This is a genomic window from Streptomyces sp. NPDC046308, from assembly GCF_055588065.1.
The window spans coordinates 179,630-195,165 of record NZ_JBVJFB010000004.1 but is presented as its reverse complement, the minus strand read 5'-3'; the positions used below and the strand labels follow the sequence as shown (position 1 = coordinate 195,165).

Below are 15,536 nucleotides of genomic sequence, written 5' to 3'. Positions count from 1 at the left end.
GACAGCCCGAAGGGCGGGATGCGCCGTGCGCGTCCCGCCCTTCGGATGGTGCGTCTCCTGCCTACAGGAAGGAGTTGATCTCGATCGTCTCGGTGCGGCCGGGGCCGACGCCGATCGCGGAGATCGGGGCGCCCGACATCTCCTCCAGGGCCTTGACGTAGGCCTGGGCGTTCGCCGGCAGGTCCTCGAAGGTCTTGGCCTTGGTGATGTCCTCGGACCAGCCGGGGAGGTATTCGTAGATCGGCTTCGCGTGGTGGAAGTCGGTCTGCGAGTAGGGGAGCTCCTCGACGCGCTTGCCGTCGATCTCGTACGCGACGCACACCGGGATCTGCTCCCAGCCGGTCAGCACGTCCAGCTTGGTGAGGAAGAAGTCGGTCAGACCGTTCACCCGGGTGGCGTACCGTGCGATCGGCGCGTCGAACCAGCCGCAGCGACGGTCACGGCCGGTGGTCACACCGCGCTCGCCGCCGATGCGGCGCAGGTCCTCGCCGTCCTGGTCGAACAGCTCGGTCGGGAACGGGCCCGCGCCGACGCGGGTCGTGTAGGCCTTGAGGATGCCGATGACACGGCTGATCTTCGTCGGGCCCACGCCGGTGCCGGTGCAGGCGCCGCCCGCGGTCGGGTTCGACGAGGTGACGAAGGGGTAGGTGCCGTGGTCGACGTCGAGCAGGGTGCCCTGGCCGCCCTCGAACAGCACGACCTTGTCCTCGTCCAGCGCGTTGTTGAGGATCAGGGTGGTGTCGGCGACGTACGGCTTGATCTGCTCCGCGTACTGGAGCATCTCCTCGACGATCTGCGCGGCGTCGATCGCACGCCGGTTGTAGAGCTTCGCCAGGAGCTGGTTCTTGCCCTCCAGCGCCGCCTCGACCTTCTGGATGAGGATCGACTCGTCGTAGAGGTCCTGGACGCGGATGCCGATGCGGTTGATCTTGTCCGCGTAGGTCGGTCCGATGCCGCGGCCGGTCGTACCGATCTTGCGCTTGCCGAGGAAGCGCTCGCCGACCTTGTCGAGGGTGACGTTGTACGGCGTGATCAGGTGCGCGTTGCCGCTGATGAGCAGCTTGGAGGTGTCGATGCCGCGCTCGTTCAGGCCGCGCAGCTCGGAGAGCAGGACGGCCGGGTCGACGACGACGCCGTTACCGATGACAGGGGTGCATCCGGGGGAGAGGATGCCGGACGGGAGAAGGTGCAGTGCGTACTTCTGGTCGCCGACGACGACCGTGTGGCCGGCGTTGTTGCCACCCTGGTAGCGCACTACATAGTCAACGGATCCACCGAGCAGGTCGGTGGCCTTTCCCTTGCCCTCGTCACCCCACTGAGCTCCGAGCAGCACAAGAGCGGGCACAGGCGTACACCTCTTCCGGATGGGGCATGTCCAAGGTCAGGGGGGCGTACGACGATGTACGCAGGCTGAGCCGTCGGACCGGTACCCCGGAATAGACGAAGGCCCTGGCGCAATAGCGCAAGGGCCTCTTGCACAAAGATGCTACCCGAGGAAGGACCGAGGTGTCGGCTCCAGAGCCCACCATGAGCCATGCGGGCGCGCCGGTAGGCGGCCTGCTCGTGCTCGTCGACCCGGTCGCCCGCCGTCTTGACGGCGAGTCCGTGCGGATCGCGAAGGATGTGTTGTCAGCGGGCGCGGCGGCGAAAATCTGCCTCCCGGATTCGCAGGAGGAATTTGCGCGGGCTCTCGCCCGCCGGGGTCATCGGCAGCCGGTGATCGTGGGCGACGACCGGGCGCTGGTCCGGGCCGTGGGGCTGCTGTACCGGGAGCGGGCGCTGGGCGAGGGCGCCCTCGCGCTGGTCCCGGTGGGACCCGTGGGGTCCCTCGGGCTGGCGGGTTCCCTCGGGATTCCGCTTTCGGCCGTTTCCGCGGCCCGGGCGGTGCTCGACGGGGTGGTACGGACGTGCGACCTGCTCGTCGACGACAGTGACGGGGTGGTGCTGGGCGCCCTGCGGATCCCGCCGGTGCGCGGGATTCCGCGGCCGGCCGGGCCGTCGGTGTGGAGCGCGTACCGCTCGCTGGTCCGGACGCTGGTCCGCCCGGTGGCGGCGGGCGGCGGGGGCGGCGGCGCGGGCGGGGGCGGCGGGTACCACCGGCTGCGGGTCGAGGCCGACGGGGTGCTGCTGGCGGACGTGGACCAGCCCGTGGAGGACGTGTCGGTGCGCACGTGCGGTGACGGAGGTCCGGCGGAGGTCGTGGTCCGCACGGGCGGAGGCCCGGCCGGCTCGGGCTCCGGCTCTGTCTCCGGCTCAGGCTCCGGCTCCGGCTCCGGCTCCACGGTGACGGCCCGGGCCAGGACGGTGACGGTGTCGGGCGCGGACTTCCGCTACCGCGCCGACGCGGCGATGACCGGGCCGGTCCGCCGCCGTACGTGGACCCTGCTACCCGGGGCCTGGGCGCTCACCCTGCCCCGGTGACGGAAGCGGGGGCGGTGGTGGTCGGGCCGGGGTCGGGGTCGGAGGCGCTGGGCGACGCGCTGGGGGACGCTCTGGGCGACTGGCGGCGGGACGGGCTGCTGCTCTGTCTGCTGCCGGTGTTCTGGTGGCCGGCGGTGGTCGCGGCCGTGCTCACCCGGCCGCCGGTGCTGCTGGTGCTGCTGAGCCCGGTGGTGCTGGGGGTGCGGGAGCTCCACGCTGCCCGGCGGGTTCGGCGCGCGCTGCGGGACCCGGCGATGTGCTGGACCCCGTACGAGGCCGTGGTGGTCCGCGCCCGGTGGCGGCCGCCGGTGCTGCTCCTGGCGGACGGGCGGTACGCGCTCACCCTGGGCCTGCTGGGCCGCCGGGTGCTGCCGCCGCGCCCGTGGCCCCGTACGGCGCCGGAGGACCCGGCCGCGCCCGCCGCATCGGCGGCGCCGGCCGCGTCGGGGCTGGTGGTGCGGCTTGCGGGGGACCCGGCCACGGGTGGAATCCTGTGGGCCCCACACTCCGGGGGCCTGGGCCGCGCCCGTCCCGTACGCCGCCGCGCGGTCAGGCGGACTTAGTCGAGGCCCAGCTTCTTCCTGTGGTCCCGCCAGCGGTCCATCATGGCCAGCATCTCGCCCTGCAGGAACTCGAAGAAGGCCGCCGTCTCCGCGACCCGCGTGCCGGCGGGCGAGTCGGCGCCGAGGCTGGCGGCGCCGTCGCGCAGGGTCTTCTCCCACAGGCTCAGGACCTGGTCGCGGCGGGTGAAGGTCTCGTACCAGAGCTCGTTGTGCAGGACGTAGCGGTCGCGCCGTGAGCCGGGCTCGCGCTCGCGGCTGACCATGTTGACCTGGGTCAGGTAGGACACGGCCCCCGACACCGCCGCCGGGCTGATCCGCAGAGCCTCGCCCAGCTCGGCCGAGGTCATCGCGCCCCCGTCGCTCGCCAGCAGCTGCGCGAAGACCCGCGCGGCCATCCGCTGCATGCCCGCGTCGGTCAGCTGCGCGGCGAACCGCTCCACGAAGCGCGAGACCGCTTCGCCGTCCCGGCCGTCGCCGCCGCCCCGGCCGTCCCGACTGTCCCTGCCGTCCCTGCCGTCCAGCTGGTCCACGCCCGTATCCACCCTGTCGTCCGCCACCCTCCCGACTTTACGCGATTCCTTAGATTCTCAAGGTTCACAAATTTGTGAAATGAGCGTACGTTCGGAGCCATGACGAAGGCAATCAGCGTCGCCGGACTCCACAAGGCGTTCGGCCGCACCCGCGCACTGGACGGACTCGACCTCTCGGTCACCACCGGCGAGGTCCACGGCTTCCTCGGCCCCAACGGAGCCGGCAAGTCCACCACCATCCGGGTCCTGCTGGGCCTGCTGCGCGCCGACTCCGGCACCGCCGAACTCCTCGGCGGCGATCCCTGGGCCGACGCGGTCGCCCTCCACCGCCGGGCCGCCTACGTCCCGGGAGACGTCACCCTGTGGCGCAACCTCTCCGGCGGCGAGGTCATCGACCTCTACGGGCGGCTCCGCGGCGGCCTCGACCGGACCCGCCGCGCCGAGCTCATCGAGCGGTTCGAGCTCGACCCCACCAAGAAGGGGCGCACGTACTCCAAGGGCAACCGGCAGAAGGTCGCGCTCGTCGCCGCCTTCGCCTCCGACGTCGAACTGCTCGTCCTCGACGAGCCCACCTCCGGCCTCGACCCGCTGATGGAGGAGGTGTTCCAGAGCTGCGTCGCCGACGCCCGCGCGGCCGGGCGCACCATCCTGCTCAGCTCGCACATCCTGAGCGAGGTCGAGGCCCTCTGCGACCGGGTCAGCATCGTCCGCAAGGGCCGCACCGTGGAGACGGGGACCCTCGCCGAGCTGCGCCACCTCACCCGTACGTCGATCAGCGCCGAGCTCGCCGCGCCGCCGAACGGGATCGCGCACCTGCCGGGTGTCCACGACGTGGAGGTGCGGGGACTCAAGGTCCGGCTGCAGGCCGACACCGACAAGCTGGACGCCGTGCTGCGCTCCCTCCTCACCTCGGGGGTGCGGTCGCTGACCTCCACGCCGCCCACCCTCGAAGAGCTCTTCCTGCGCCACTACGCGGGCGAGGAGGCCGAGGTGGCCGAGGTGGCCGAGGCGAGTCGGGTGGGCGGGCGATGAGGCGACAACTGGCGGGCACCGGCGCCCTGCTCCGGCTGGCCCTGCGCCGCGACCGCGTGATGATGCCCGTCTGGATCCTCGTCACCTCGCTCCTGGTGGTGAGCATGCCCCGCTCGCTGGCCGGCGTGTACGGCACCGCCGCCGAACGCGCCCAGGTCGCCGCGTCGATGAACGCCAACCGCTCGATGCGCGCCCTGTACGGGCCCGTCTTCAGCGACTCCCTCGGCGGCCTGACCGCCTGGCGGGTCGGCGTCTACGGCGCGGTCCTCGCGGCCGTGATGAGCCTGGTCATCGTCGTTCGGCACACCCGCGAGGAGGAGGAGACGGGTCGTCAGGAGCTGCTGTCCGCAGCCATGGTGGGGCGACGCGCCCCGCTGACCGCCGCCCTGCTCGCCGCGCTCGTGGCCAACGCGTGTGTCGCGCTGATCGTCGCGATCGGCCTCGCGGGGCAGGGCGCGCCGGGGGCGCTCGCCCTCGGCCTGGCCATGGCCGGCAGCGGCATGGTCTTCGCCTCCTTGGCGGCCATCGCCGCCCAGCTGACCGAGAGCGCCCGCGCCGCCAAGGGGATCACGGCCGCCGTGCTCGGCGCGGCCTTCGTCCTGAAGGCCGCCGGCGACTCCGGGACCGCTACCGGAAGTTCGGCCCTGACCTGGGCCTCCCCGCTCGGCTGGGTCGAGTACGTACGGGCCTTCGCCGCCGAACGCCGAGGGGTGCTCCTGCTGTTCGCCGCAGCCGTCGCGGTGCAGGCGGTCGCGGCCTACGCGCTGGCCGGACGGCGTGACCTGGGCATGAGCTTCCTGCCGACCCGGCCGGGGCCGGCCGAGGGGCGCCTGGGCACGGCGGGAGCGCTGGCCTGGCGGCTCCAGCGCGCCGGCGTGGCCGGCTGGAGCGCCGGATTCCTGCTCGCCGGCGTCGTCTTCGGCGGAATGGCGAACGGCGCCGCAGAGCTGGTCGGCGGCAACGACAAGACGCGCGAGATCATCGAGCGGATGGGCGGGCAGGGCGGGCAGAGCGGGCTCACCGATGCCTTCCTCGCCACGCTGGCCGGGATGTTCGGCCTGGTCGCCGCCCTGTACGTGGTCTCGTCGGTGCTGCGCCTGTCCGGTGAGGAGTCCGGGCAGCGAGCGGAGCCGCTGCTCGCGAACGCCGTCGGCCGGCTGCGCTGGGCCGGCGGCCATCTGGCCGTGGCCTTCGGCGGCTCGGCGCTGATCCTGTTGTTGGCGGGACTGGGCCTCGGCATCGGGCACGGCCGCGACGTGGGGGCGACGGTCGGCGCCACGCTCGCCCAGCTCCCGGCGGTGTGGCTGATCGGGGCGGTGGCGGCGCTGCTGTACGGCGCGGTGCCCGCGTACGCGACGGCCGCCTGGGCGGTGGCCGGGACCGCGCTGGCCCTGGGCTGGGTCGGCCCGGCGCTGAACCTCCCGCAGGCCGTCCTCGACCTCTCGCCCTTCGCCCACCTGCCCAGACTCCCGGGCGCGGAGGCCCTGGACTGGTCCCCGCTGCTGACCCTGACCGCCCTGGCGGCGGCCCTCACCGCAGCCGGCCTCGCCGCCCTGCGCCGCCGCGACATGACGACGTGAACGCCCCTAGAACTCCACGAGCAGCCGCTCCAGCCCCCGGATGACGTACCCGTCCCGCCACCGCGGCTCCTCGACGAGCCGCAGTGGCGGGACCCCGTCCGCCAGCAGCGCCCCAAACGACGCCTCCAGCTCCCTGCGCGCCAGCGGAGCCCCCAGGCAGTAGTGGATGCCCGCCCCGAAGCTCAGGTGCGGATTGTCGGCCCGTACGAGGTCCAGCACGTCGGGCTCCTCGAACCGCGCGGGATCCCGGTTCGCCGACCCGAAGAGCAGCGCGACCTCGGCGCCGCGCGGGACCTCGGTGTCCCCGATCCGGATGTCGTCGAGCACCCACCGCTCGAACATCTGCAGAGGGGTGTCGTACCGCATGAGTTCATCCACAGCTGTGGACAACTTTTCGGGATCGCGGCTCTCGCGGAGCGCGGCGAGCTGCGCGGGATTGCGGAACAGCGCCCACCACCCGTTCACGGTGGTGTTGACCGTGGCCTCGTGTCCGGCGTTCAGCAAGAGCACGCAGGTGGAGATCATCTCCTGCTCGCTGAGCCGGCCCTCCTCGTCATGGGCCGCGATCAGGCCGGAGATCAGATCCTCACCGGGGCGCGTGCGGCGCTCGGTGATCAGCTCCCGCAGGTAGGCGCTGAACTCGACGCTGGCCCGCACCGCCCGCCGCGCCGTCTCCTCATCCGGCCGGAGCTCGAACATCCCGCAGATGTCCGCCGACCACGGCCGCAGGAGCCCCCGGTCCGTCTCCGGCACGCCCAGCAGCTCCGCGATCACGGCCACCGGCAGGGGCTCGGCGACGGTCGCGAGCAGATCCCCACCCCCATCCGCGAGCAGCCGTCCCACCAGCCCCTCGGCCATCCGCTGCACGGCGGGCACGAGCCGCTCCACCGTCCGCGGGGTGAAGGCCTTCGCGACCAGCCTGCGCACCCGCGCGTGCGCGGGATCCTCCAGGTCCAGCAGGCCGTTGCCGTTGAGCACGTGGAAGGGCTCGTGCTCCGGCGGCGGCGCCTCCCGCCCGAACTCCTCGTGCGAGAACCGGTGCAGATAGGTCCGGCCCAGCCGCCGGTCCCGCAACAGCGCACTCACATCGGCGTAGTGCGGCACCAGCCACTGCCCGGTGGCCTCCCACCACACGGCCCGCCCCTGCTCCCGCAACTCCCGGTACGCCGGATACGGATCGGCGACGAACGCGGCATCCCACGGATCAAAGCCCATCCCCGAACCCTAGGGGCTGGCACCCCGATCAGGCCGGTGTCACCAGCCGGGTCTCGTAGGCGAACACCGCCGCCTGGGTGCGGTCACGCAGGCCCAGCTTCACCAGGATCCGGCTCACATGGGTCTTGATCGTGGATTCCGCGACGATCAGCCGGGACGCTATCTCCGCATTGGACAACCCCTGTGCGATCAGCACCAGCACCTCCGTCTCCCGCTCCGTCAGCTCACCCACTCCCGCCGGATCCGCCAGTTTGCGCGTCTCGGAGATCTTCGAGAACTCCGCGATCAACCGTTTGGTCACCGAAGGCGCCAGCAGGGCCTCCCCGGCCGCCACCACCCTTACACCGTCGGCCAGCTGACGGGCCGACGCATCTTTGAGGAGGAACCCGGAGGCCCCGGCCCGCAACGCCTGGTACACGTACTCGTCGAGGTCGAAGGTCGTCAGGACCAGCACCTTCGCATCCGTGTCCGCGGCGACGATCTCCCGTGTCGCCTCCAGGCCGTTCATCTGCGGCATCCGGATGTCCATCAGCACCACGTCCGGCCGCAACGCCGCCACCTGCGCGATGGCCTCCCGGCCGTCGACCGCCTCGCCCACGACCTCGATGCCGTCCATGGCGTTCAGCAGGACAGAGAACCCCTCCCGCACCATCATCTGGTCGTCGACGATCAGCACCCTGATCGTCATGCCGTCCCCTCCGCCGCCACCGGCTGCGGCTCCTGGCGACTGCGCACCGGTATGAACACCGCCACCTCGTACCCGCCCGCGGCCGTCCGCCCGGCCGTCATCTCCCCCTCCAGCATGGCCACCCGCTCCCGCATTCCGGTGATCCCGTGCCCGGCCCCCGGCGAGGGCCGCACATCCCCGGTCGCCGCCTCGTTGACGATGCGTATCCCCAGGCCGCCCAGCACGTACGACACCTCCACCCCGGCCGCCGCTCCCGGAGCGTGGCGCAAGGTGTTGCTCAGCGCCTCCTGGATGATCCGGTACGCCGACAGCTCCACGCCCTGCGGCAGCTCCCGCACCGCGCCCGTGATCGTCTTCTCCACGCTCAGCCCGGCCTCGCGCACATTGCCCAGCAGCCCGTCCAGCGAGGCCAGCGTCGGCTGCGGGGCGTCCGGAGCCTCGTAGTCCGCGGAGCGCACCACACCCAGCACCCGCCGCAGCTCCGTCAGGGCCGCCACGGCGTTCTCGCGGATGGTGACGAACGCCGCCTCCAGCTCCGGCGGCGGGTTCTTCACCCGGTACGGCGCGGCCTCCGCCTGGATCGCCACCACCGACATGTGGTGGGCCACCACGTCGTGCAGCTCCCGCGCGATCGTCGTCCGCTCCTCCAGCAGCGTCCGCTTGTCCCGCTCGAAGGCGGTGACCTCCTGCTGCGCCGTGACCTCCTGCCGTGCCTCCTTGCGGGTGTTGCGGACGGTCACCGCGAGGAGGGAGACCGCGGACAGGAAGGCCATCGGCCCGGGTTCGAGGGGCCGGCCTACCAGCGAGGGCAGGAAGGACCCCATCGCCACGGTGATCAGCCACAGCCAGCCGGCCACCCGGGGCCGGCTCCGCAACGCCACGATGGTGATTACCACGAGGTGGGCGAAGAAGGTGCCCGGAGACCACGGCCAGGTCATGCCCGTGCTCTCCACCATGGCCAGCGGCAGGGTCACACCGAGCAGGACCCACACGGCGCCGATCGGCCGCACCAGCGTCATGAGCACCGGCGCCGCGGCCAGCAGCCCCATCAGCAGCGACAGGCCGGAAGGGACCGTCATGTTGTTGGCGATGGTGACGAACACCGTGATCACGGACAGCAGGACCACCACGGCATGCGGCAGGAAAGCCGTCCTGGGGCGCAGCGCCCGCGGAACCCACCGGGCGAGCCGCCCGTCCGTACGTATCGGCGGCAGCGGCCGGTAGGCGAACGCATCGGTGATCAGGTCGTCGCGGAGGCTCTTGAAGAGCCCCGAAGCGAGTCGGAACTCAGGCGGCCGGGCTGTCCCCCCGGTGGTCGTCTCGGTCATGCCCCCACCGTAGGGCGGTGGTCCCGTCGTCCGCGTCGCCGCTGAAGGGGATATCCAGGCATCCCCCTCAAGTACTACGAGGGCCGCGAAAACCACCCGGTCCGCCTCAGTACCCCGTCGGCCGGACCAGCCCCGTCTCGTACGCGAACACCGCCGCCTGCGTGCGGTCGCGCAGGCCCAGCTTCACCAGGATCCGTCCGACATGCGTCTTCACCGTCTGCTCCGCCACCGTCAGATGGGACGCGATCTCCGCGTTCGACAAGCCCTGGGCCACGAGCGACAGGACCTCGGTCTCCCGCTCGGTCAGTTCGTCGATCCGGGCCCGCGACGGCGCCCGCGGCGCCCCCAGCCGGGAGAACTCCGTGATCAGCCGCTTGGTGATGTTCGGCGAGAGCAGCGCCTCGCCGGCCGCCACCACCCGCACCGCCTCGGCGAGCTGGTCGGCCGAGGCGTCCTTGAGCAGGAACCCGGAGGCCCCGGCCCGCAGCGCCTCGTACACGTACTCGTCGAGATCGAAGGTGGTCAGCACGAGCACCTTCACGGTGGCCTCGGGGACGCCGGTGATGACGGACGTGGCCTCGATGCCGCCCATCCCGGGCATGCGGATGTCCATGAGCACCACGTCCGGATCCAGCTCGGCGACCTTCGCCACGGCGTCCGCCCCGTCCACCGCCTGTCCCACGACCTCGATGTCGGGCTGCGCGTTGAGGAGCACGGTGAAGCCCTGCCGCACCATCATCTGGTCGTCGGCGATCATCACCTTGATCGGGGTGCTCATGAAGCCTTCTTCGTCTCGGGGGCGGTGCCGGCGGGCGGTTGCTGCGGGTCCATCGGCAGAACGGCGCTGACCTCGTACCCGCCGTCCGGGCGCGGGCCCGCGGCCAGTTCACCTCCCAGCATGCCTGCCCGCTCCCGCATCCCCAGCAGCCCGTGACCCGCACCCTGGGACGGCAGAACCGGCCGGGTCGGTGCGGTGTTGGCGATGCACAGGTGCAGCTCGCGCGGCCCGTACGCTATGCCGACCTCCACCCGCGAACCGGGAGCGTGGCGCAGACAGTTGCTCAGCGCCTCCTGCACGATCCGGTACGCGGTCAGCTCCACGCCCGGGGTCAGCGGCCGCCGGATGCCCGCCGTCTCGGTGGTGACGTCCAGCCCGGCCCCCCGCACGTTGTCCACGAGGCTGTCCAACTCGGCCAGGGTGGGCTGCGGATGTTGCAGCGTCGCGGGATCGTCGGGCTGTTCGGAACGCAGGACGCCCAGGACCCGCCGCAGCTCCGTCAGGGCCTCCAGCGCGTTGGCCCGGATGCCGGCCAGGTTCTCCTTGAGCTCCTCGGACGGGTTCTCCACCAGGTGCGGGGCGACCTGCGCCTGGATGGAGATCACCGACATGTGGTGCGCGACGACGTCGTGCAGCTCGCGGGCGATCCGGCTGCGCTCCTCCAGCAGGGTGCGCCGGGCCCGCTCCTCCTCGGTGAGGGTCTCCTGCTCGACGAGCTTGCCACGCGCCAGGCGCGTCGCGCGGAGCGCGTGGCCGAGGACGCCGACGAAGGCGAAGAGGATCGCCACGCCCCCGATGAGCGTCTGACTCTGGGGCGGTCTGAGGACGACATCGGTCACTGCGGAGAGGGTGAGCGTGATGCCGATGACCCAGACGGTCACTCGCGGTGGCACCCGCAGGGCGACCATCAGGATGAGGGGCGCGAACGTGAACGGTCCGGCGGCCGTCCAGTGCCACGACTGTCCCTGACCGACGTGGTCGTGGATGACCCAGGCGATGAGGCCCGTGGTGACCAGGCCGAGCCACCAGGCGGCGATCGGCCGGAACATGCTGAGCAGCACCGACGCGGACGTCAGCAGCGACAGCCCCAGCACGGCCCCGCCGAAGACCCCGTAGTGGTCGTTCAGCTGCATCCCGGTCAGGACACCGCAGGGAACGGCCGCGTAGCCGAGGAGCACATGCGGCAGCCAGGCCAGCCAGCGAGGCCGGGACATCTTCGGGAGGGGATCCCACCGGAGGGTGAACAGCTCCTGGGCCAGGCCGCGCTGCGCGGGACGGCCGGCGCGGCCTTCTCGAATGTCAGGTGCCGGGGACTCGCTCGGGTCGCTCACGGGCTCCAGACTAGGCATGGGTGATCTCCTCGCTGGGGGCCGTCGCCCGGTGAGAGCCGACGACGACGCGGGCGGTGCCTTCCCGTTGCGGACGGCGGGAGCCCCGCTCGTACGTGCGGAACGCGGCCCGGCACACCGTCAGCGCGGCGGCGAACACCGGCAGCCACAGCAACCGCGCCGCTATCCAGTCCACGGAGTCGGGCACGGTGTGCAGCCCGGGCAGATCGGCCGAGAGCAGCAGCCCGAGCGCGGTGACGGCCATCATGGCGGTCTGGTGCCACAGGAAGACCGTCATGGCGGACAGGTTCACCAGGGCCACCTTCGCCCAGGCCGCAGGCCGCCGCATGGCCCGGGCCAGCGGTTCGCGCACCAGCAGGGCCAGCCCGCACTGGGCCAGTCCGAACGCGGCCGCGGCCAGTGTCGGCGGGTTCAGGTTCGAGACCGTGGCCCCCGGGACACCCACCATGGACGCCGGGTACCCGCCCCACAGGACCAGCGCGATCGTGGCCAGGGTCGCCGCCCCGAACAGGAGCAGCGCCGGCCTCCGCCGCGCGAAGGCCCCGCGGGACCAGGCGGCGCCCAGGGTGAAGGGGACGAGCCAGCCCGCGGCCACATTGACCCAGCCGATCCACTCGGCCCCGCCGAGGCCGAAGCGCCACACGTCGACGCCGGCCACCACGGCCAGCGGCCACAGCGGGTTGAGCCGGGCCGCGAGCGGGGTCGCGGCGGTCAGCGCGGCGAACACCAGCAGGAACCACATCGGCGACAGCACCAGCTTGACCAGCGCCCGGACGGTGTCCAGCTCCGCCCCGCCGACCAGCATCCCGCCCGCCACGACGGCCCACAGGACGAGCACCGCGGCCACCGGACGGAACAGCCGGCCCAGCCGCTGCCGGACCCACGTGCCGTGCGAGACCTGCAGCTCGCGCGCCGAGGCATGCCCGCGGGCCGCGACGTACCCGCCGACGAGGAAGAAGACGGCGAGGGTCTGGAACAGCCAGGACACCGGGGCCAGCCAGGGCATGTACGCCAGCGGGCTGGTGGAGCTCAGTCGGCCGTCGGTGGCGGTGAGGGCGGTGACCAGCCAGTGCCCGAGCACCACGCCGAGGATCGCGAAGGCCCGCAGCGCGTCCACGGTCCGGTCCCGGCCGGCCGGGGTGGCCGCGTCGATGCCCGTCGCGAGGGCGGACCAGCGTGCGCGGAGCTTACGCATGGGAGGCCTCCGAGGCGGGGGTGGTGCCGAGGACGATGGCGGCCAGGCTTTCCAGGGACTCGGTGCCGGGCTTGAGGTAGTCGCTGTGGCCGGCGGCGCCGGCGGTGAAGGCCCGCGCTCCGAAGGAGGGGGCGACGGGGTCGGTGCCGAAGCCGAGCCCGCCGAGCCGGACATGCGGGACCTTCGCCACCCAGTCGCCGCGGCCCCGCCCCGCCCAGACCCGGGCGTCGGTCGGCAGCTCCCGGGCGGCCGAGGCCCCCGTACCGGGGCTGCCGAAGAGGGCCATGTCACTGACCGCGGGCCCGGTCGTGGTCCGGGCGCAGACCACGGATCCGTAGGAGTGGCAGAGCAGGGAGAGCCGCGCGCCGGGCGCCGCCATGGACCCCAAACGGTCGAGGAAGGGCGCCAGTTCGGTGGCGGCCACGTCGGCGCGGGCGGCGGTCAGGACGGTCGTGCTGACCGTGCCGGGCGTGTCGTACCCGAGCCAGGCGACCACGGCGGAATGCGGATGCTCGGCCTGGAGACGCCCCTGGAGGGCGACGGCCCCGGCGCGGAACCTCTCGTACGTGTCGAGCGTGGTGTCGGAGCCGGGCACCAGGACGGCGACCCGGTCGGCGGTCTCCAGCTCGCCGAACACCTCGACCGCCCGGCCCTTGCCGCGGCCGTCGAAGGCGAGGAACTGCGCGGCCCCGGCGGTCTCCATGGCGCGGAGCCTGGCGGCCCGGCCGGTGCGGTCGCCTTCCTGGGCCATGCGGGCCGCCTCGGCGAGATTGGCGCGGTCGGCGGCGTACCGGACCGGGGGCGCGACGTCCTCCGCGAACGTGACGGGCGCGGGAGCGGGGGCCTCGGCGGAGGCGGCCGCGGATATGGGGAACACCACGGCCGCCGCGACCAGGGCCGCCAGCAGGGTGCGGCGCATCCGGCCACCCCCGCCACCGCCCCCTGCCCTGGCCGTCCCGGTGGCGAGAGCCGTCCCCGCCCCGCCCGTCACGCGCGCCGCGCCGGTCACGCCCGCCGCCCCCGTCGTGCCGCCCGCGCCCGCCGTCCCCGCCGTCCCCGCCGCGCCCGCCGTCCCCGTCTGCATGGTGTGTTCCCCCGGTATCCGGAAGAGCCGTCAGCGCTCTTCTCTGTTACCGAAGTTAGAAATCCGAGCCCATGGTCGGCGTCACGCCATGGAGCCGTATCCGCCTGTAGCTCTCAGGTATGACATGGGTTAGGTGAGTGGCGCGGAGCACCGCACACAGCCCGGCCGCCGCCGACGCTCGGCTCGGTTAGGGTCGGTACGTGACCGGCGAAGACTGGCGCGACGACCGCATCGGCAGCGCTCACCGCGGCGAGAACCCCACCGTGCTCCGCCGCCTCGACTCCGGCTTCGCCGTCATCGGCGACCGGCAGTTCCTGCCCGGGTACTCGGTGCTCCTGACCGACGACCCGGCCGTGACCCGGCTCTCCGACCTGCCCCGGGCGCGCAGGGCCGTGTACCTCGAGGACATGGAGCGGCTCGCCGAGGCCGTCGAGCGGGCCTGCGCGCGGCTCGACCCGGCCTTCCGCCGCGTGAACATCGAGATCCTCGGCAACACCGACCCGTACCTCCACGCCCACGTCTGGCCCCGCTACGACTGGGAGCCCGCCGACCGCGTCCGGCTGCCCGTGTGGTTGTACGAGGAGGAGTACCGGCGTGCCGAGCAGCACGCGTTGGGGCCCCACCACGACGCCTTGCGGGCCGCCATCGGAGGGGAGCTGGACCGGCTGGGCGAGGCCTGAGGACAGCCCCAGCCCCAGCCCCAGCCCCACCAGCCCCCGACCCCGAGCCCCAGACCGTTGCCCCCGTCAGGTCGTCGCCACCCGCACGCCGAAGCCGATCAGGACGACTCCCGTCGCCCGGTCCAGGGCCCGCCGCACCCGCGGCCGGGCGAAGAACCGCCGGGCGCGCGAGAGGACGTACACGTACGTGCTCAGCCAGGCCAGTGTCAGCAGCACGTGGACGAGGACCAGCAGCGCCATCCCGGCCGCCGGGCGCAGGCCCGGCGGGGTGAGGGCGGGCAGCAGGCCGGTGTAGAAGACGGCGATCTTGGGGTTGAGGACGTTGGCGACGAGGCCGGTCCGCCAGGCCCCGCCGGAGCGACGCGCCCCCCGCCCGTCAACCTCCGGGGTTTCGGCCTCCGGTTCCGCCCCCGGCCGCCACACGGAGCGGATCCCGAGCCAGCAGAGGTACGCGGCGCCCGCGAGCTTCACCGCCAGGTACACCTCGGCCGAGGCGGCGAGCAGCGCCGCGAGCCCCGCCACGGTCAGGGCGCCCCAGATCAGCAGTCCGACGGCGATGCCCGCGACGGTGCGCAGGCCGTCGCCGCGCCCGCGGGTGACGGCCCGCTTCGTGACGATCGCCATGTCCGGGCCGGGGACGAGGGTGAGGAGCGCGAGTACCCCGGTCGCGCCGAGAAGAGCGGTGAGCACGCGGCTCAGTCTGCCACCAGGGGTTCGACGTACCCCGCCCGCCAGCGCGGGGCGGGGTCCTGGCCGGGGCTGGTCCAGTACTCCCTCGCCTCCACGATCTCCCCGTCCCGCACGGTCCACAGGGAGACGGCACGGTAGACGACGTGGTCCTGGGGTATCTCCACCTCGGTGACGACGAGGTCGCCGTCGGCCAGGATCCGGATCAGTTCCACGGATCTCTCGTCCGCGTAGCCGTCGTCGCTGTTCACGGCGATGAAGTTGGCGCGGCCCACGATGCGTTCGCCGCTCACGGGCCATTCGATGACCGCGTCCTCGGCGATGAGCCCGCCCACGCCGTCCCAGTCCCGCGCCTCGATCCGCTCCCACAGTTGTGCCACTACCTTCAACGGCTCCATGTGCCGCA

16 protein-coding genes are annotated in these 15,536 nt (G+C 72.8%); 5 read left to right on the top strand and 11 right to left on the bottom strand.

The window, feature by feature from the left end:
* Nucleotides 1-61 precede the first annotated feature (61 nt).
* A complete protein-coding gene (locus tag ACZ6JT_RS18415) occupies nucleotides 62-1,345 on the bottom strand; it encodes an adenylosuccinate synthase (protein ID WP_189971896.1) in 1,284 nt (427 codons plus the stop codon).
* A gap of 182 nt (nucleotides 1,346-1,527) precedes the next feature.
* On the opposite strand from ACZ6JT_RS18415, the gene ACZ6JT_RS18410 reads away from it, so the two are divergent.
* Together ACZ6JT_RS18410 and ACZ6JT_RS18405 are read left to right on the top strand one after the other, a co-directional pair.
* Nucleotides 1,528-2,421, top strand: coding sequence for a diacylglycerol kinase family protein (locus tag ACZ6JT_RS18410; protein ID WP_469211559.1), 894 nt, complete (start codon nucleotides 1,528-1,530; stop codon nucleotides 2,419-2,421).
* The gene (locus ACZ6JT_RS18405) at nucleotides 2,418-2,984 is read left to right on the top strand and encodes a hypothetical protein (RefSeq protein ID WP_469210981.1); all 567 of its coding nucleotides are present in this window, start codon (nucleotides 2,418-2,420) and stop codon (nucleotides 2,982-2,984) included. Before ACZ6JT_RS18410 ends, ACZ6JT_RS18405 begins: the two co-directional genes overlap by 4 nt.
* Here the strand turns inward: ACZ6JT_RS18405 and ACZ6JT_RS18400 are convergent.
* A complete protein-coding gene (locus ACZ6JT_RS18400; protein WP_469211557.1) occupies nucleotides 2,981-3,505 on the bottom strand; it encodes a GbsR/MarR family transcriptional regulator in 525 nt (174 codons plus the stop codon). The two genes, ACZ6JT_RS18405 and ACZ6JT_RS18400, sit on opposite strands and share 4 nt — an antisense overlap.
* Nucleotides 3,506-3,613: 108 nt before the next feature.
* Between ACZ6JT_RS18400 and ACZ6JT_RS18395 the strand changes: the two genes are divergently transcribed.
* Nucleotides 3,614-4,546, top strand: coding sequence for an ABC transporter ATP-binding protein (locus ACZ6JT_RS18395; RefSeq protein ID WP_469210979.1), 933 nt, complete (start codon nucleotides 3,614-3,616; stop codon nucleotides 4,544-4,546).
* Nucleotides 4,543-6,126 (top strand): ABC transporter permease, encoded by a 1,584-nt coding sequence (locus ACZ6JT_RS18390; protein WP_469210977.1) that lies wholly within the window; start codon nucleotides 4,543-4,545, stop codon nucleotides 6,124-6,126. The genes ACZ6JT_RS18395 and ACZ6JT_RS18390 overlap by 4 nt, the downstream gene beginning before the upstream one ends.
* Nucleotides 6,127-6,132: 6 nt before the next feature.
* Here the strand turns inward: ACZ6JT_RS18390 and ACZ6JT_RS18385 are convergent, their stop codons facing one another.
* The 7 genes from ACZ6JT_RS18385 to ACZ6JT_RS18355 all read right to left on the bottom strand — a co-directional run bounded on the left by ACZ6JT_RS18385 (nucleotide 6,133) and on the right by ACZ6JT_RS18355 (nucleotide 13,763).
* A complete protein-coding gene (locus ACZ6JT_RS18385) occupies nucleotides 6,133-7,341 on the bottom strand; it encodes a cytochrome P450 (RefSeq protein WP_469210975.1) in 1,209 nt (402 codons plus the stop codon).
* Nucleotides 7,342-7,369: 28 nt separating this feature from the next.
* Nucleotides 7,370-8,029 carry a response regulator gene (locus ACZ6JT_RS18380; RefSeq protein ID WP_030709262.1) on the bottom strand — a complete coding sequence of 220 codons (660 nt, stop codon included), beginning with the start codon at nucleotides 8,027-8,029 and terminating at the stop codon, nucleotides 7,370-7,372.
* Complete coding sequence (locus tag ACZ6JT_RS18375) at nucleotides 8,026-9,357, bottom strand: sensor histidine kinase (protein ID WP_469210974.1); 1,332 nt, start codon at nucleotides 9,355-9,357, stop codon at nucleotides 8,026-8,028. Before ACZ6JT_RS18375 ends, ACZ6JT_RS18380 begins: the two co-directional genes overlap by 4 nt.
* Nucleotides 9,358-9,463: 106 nt before the next feature.
* Nucleotides 9,464-10,135: a response regulator gene (locus ACZ6JT_RS18370; RefSeq protein WP_469210972.1), complete on the bottom strand. Its 672-nt coding sequence runs from the start codon at nucleotides 10,133-10,135 to the stop codon at nucleotides 9,464-9,466.
* Entirely contained in the window at nucleotides 10,132-11,466 is a 1,335-nt protein-coding gene (locus tag ACZ6JT_RS18365) for a sensor histidine kinase (RefSeq protein ID WP_469210970.1), read from the bottom strand. Before ACZ6JT_RS18365 ends, ACZ6JT_RS18370 begins: the two co-directional genes overlap by 4 nt.
* A 10-nt stretch (nucleotides 11,467-11,476) precedes the next feature.
* Nucleotides 11,477-12,679 carry an acyltransferase family protein gene (locus ACZ6JT_RS18360; RefSeq protein WP_469210968.1) on the bottom strand — a complete coding sequence of 401 codons (1,203 nt, stop codon included), beginning with the start codon at nucleotides 12,677-12,679 and terminating at the stop codon, nucleotides 11,477-11,479.
* Nucleotides 12,672-13,763 (bottom strand): alpha/beta hydrolase, encoded by a 1,092-nt coding sequence (locus ACZ6JT_RS18355; RefSeq protein ID WP_469210966.1) that lies wholly within the window; start codon nucleotides 13,761-13,763, stop codon nucleotides 12,672-12,674. Before ACZ6JT_RS18355 ends, ACZ6JT_RS18360 begins: the two co-directional genes overlap by 8 nt.
* A 200-nt stretch (nucleotides 13,764-13,963) precedes the next feature.
* On the opposite strand from ACZ6JT_RS18355, the gene ACZ6JT_RS18350 reads away from it, so the two are divergent.
* A complete protein-coding gene (locus ACZ6JT_RS18350) occupies nucleotides 13,964-14,443 on the top strand; it encodes an HIT family protein (protein WP_469210964.1) in 480 nt (159 codons plus the stop codon).
* Nucleotides 14,444-14,509: 66 nt separating this feature from the next.
* Here ACZ6JT_RS18350 and ACZ6JT_RS18345 read toward each other — a convergent pair whose 3' ends face one another.
* Complete coding sequence (locus ACZ6JT_RS18345) at nucleotides 14,510-15,133, bottom strand: LysE family translocator (RefSeq protein ID WP_469210962.1); 624 nt, start codon at nucleotides 15,131-15,133, stop codon at nucleotides 14,510-14,512.
* Nucleotides 15,134-15,138: 5 nt separating this feature from the next.
* Nucleotides 15,139-15,528, bottom strand: coding sequence for a nuclear transport factor 2 family protein (locus tag ACZ6JT_RS18340; RefSeq protein ID WP_362851643.1), 390 nt, complete (start codon nucleotides 15,526-15,528; stop codon nucleotides 15,139-15,141).
* Between the last annotated feature and the right edge of the window lie 8 nt (nucleotides 15,529-15,536).